The sequence below is a fragment of the Mycobacterium sp. 1165178.9 genome, assembly GCF_001673555.1.
Taxonomy (GTDB): Bacteria; Actinomycetota; Actinomycetes; order Mycobacteriales; family Mycobacteriaceae; genus Mycobacterium.
On sequence record NZ_LZMB01000119.1, the window covers coordinates 1 to 1,911 of the forward strand.

1 protein-coding gene and 1 pseudogene are annotated in these 1,911 nt (G+C 67.6%); one reads left to right on the forward strand and one right to left on the reverse strand.

From position 1 onward, the window contains the following. Positions 1-1,590: NAD-binding protein (locus A5652_RS05870; protein WP_067347651.1), on the forward strand; the 1,590-nt coding region annotated here is incomplete at its 5' end. A 33-nt stretch (positions 1,591-1,623) separates the two neighbouring features. On the opposite strand, the pseudogene A5652_RS05875 reads toward A5652_RS05870, so the two are convergent. After that, positions 1,624-1,911 (reverse strand): annotated as a pseudogene (locus A5652_RS05875) (LLM class flavin-dependent oxidoreductase); the annotation flags it as partial.

Consider the following 1,911-nt stretch of genomic DNA (forward strand, 5'->3'; position numbering starts at 1 on the left):
GCGATCGTGTGCGCGGGTGCTGATGACGCGAAGAATCTCGAAATCGCCTTACTGGCAAGGAAAACGAATCCCCACGTGCGCGTGGTCGCCCGCCTGGGCAACGACGTGCTGCGTAAAGCGGTGTCCGCCGACAACGGTCCTGGCGCCATCCTGGACGTCGCCGACCTCGCGGCGCCGTCGGTCGTCGAGGCCTGCCTGTCTAGCCACACGCACCCGGTCGAAGCGGCCGGGATCGAATTTCTGGTGTCGGGGGCCGAGGCACCACGCGACGCGACGCTTCGCGAGATCTACGGCGACCTGGCACCGGTAGCCGTCATCCACGGCGAGAATTCCGCTACGCCCGCCGAGGTGGTGCCATGTCCGGGACGGGACCACGAGGTGCGCGCCGGTGACTGGACAGCCATGATCGGCAGCGCCGATGAGCTGGCCGCGCGCGGCATAAAGACGCCCCGGCCGAGCGCGACACGCTCTCGCCAGTCGTGGATGCGGCGAATCTCGGACGCTGCTCGGGCGATGCGCGACGACGTCAATCCCATGCTCTTCCCCGCCATGCTGCTCGCGATCAGTCTGTTGCTCGCCTCGACCGTCATCGTGCACTTCTCCTATACGAAGCCACGGCTGTCCTGGCTGGACGCCATGTATTTCACCGCGGAGACCATCACCACCGTGGGCTTCGGCGAATTCACGTTCCTCCACCAATCGGCGTGGCTACGGGTTTTCGCCGTCGGGCTGATGTTCTCCGGCGTGACCACCACCGCGCTGCTCGTCGCGTTCCTGGCCGACCTGCTGCTCTCCCGGCGCTTCCTCCAATCGGCCGGCGCCCGGCGGGCACGCCATTTGCGCGACCACATCATCGTGGTCGGGCTGGGGTCGTTCGGCAGCCGCGTCGTCGGTGATCTGACCGCCGCCGGATACGACGTCGCGGTGATCGAGCGTGACGAGAACAACCGGTTCCTGTCGACCGCGGACGAACTCGACGTGCCGGTGATCTTCGGGGACGCAACGCTGCGCCAGACGCTGGAAGCGGCCCGCGTCGACCGCGCCCGCGCCGTCGCGGTGCTGACTCAGGACGACATGGTCAACATCGAGACCGGAATTGTGCTGCGCGAGATGCTCGGTCCCCGGGTGATGCCGGAGGTCAACCGGCCCGACGTGCCGATCGTGCTGCGGATCTATGACCGCACCCTCGGCGATGCGGTGGCCAAGCGATTCGGTTTCGAGAACGTTCGCTCGACAGTCGACCTGGCCGCGCCTTGGTTCATCGGAGCCGCGATGGGCCTACAGGTGCTGGGGACGTTCTCGGTCGGGCAGCGTTCGTTCATGGTCGGCGCCATGCACGTCGCGGCCGGTAGCGAACTCGACGGGCTGCGGATGTTCGAGATGTCCACCCAGACTCGTGTCATCGCGATCACCCGCCGGGACACGCCCCTGGAGTTGCACCCACGCCGGGACGCGTGGCTTCGCGGCGGCGACACCGTCTACCTCGTGGGGCCGTACCGGGAGCTGCTGGAGACGCTGCGCAAAGGGCAGCCACCCCAGGAGGAGCCTGCCGTGAAGGATGAGCGCCGGACCGATAAAGCGGCGACCTGAGGCTTGCCGGTTCGCCCGGCGAAGCGCCGGAGGCTACAGCCGTGCCGCCACGTCCGCGGCGCGACGAAGCTGATCGACATCCGAGCTCGTCGGGATCAGCTGGACCTCGTCGGTGCCGATCGCCTCGAAGCCGCGCAACACGTCCAGCAACTCGTCCTCGCTGCCGGCCCAGCCCGTCATCGGCGCCATCGCGTCGACGTATTCGGCCGGAATCCAGTTCATGTAGCGCCGCAGATGGCGGTGGATCTGGGCGCGAGACCCCTCGGGGGACCCGAACGCGAACCAGAACGACGTGATCAAGTGGGGTTTGGGCTTGCCGGC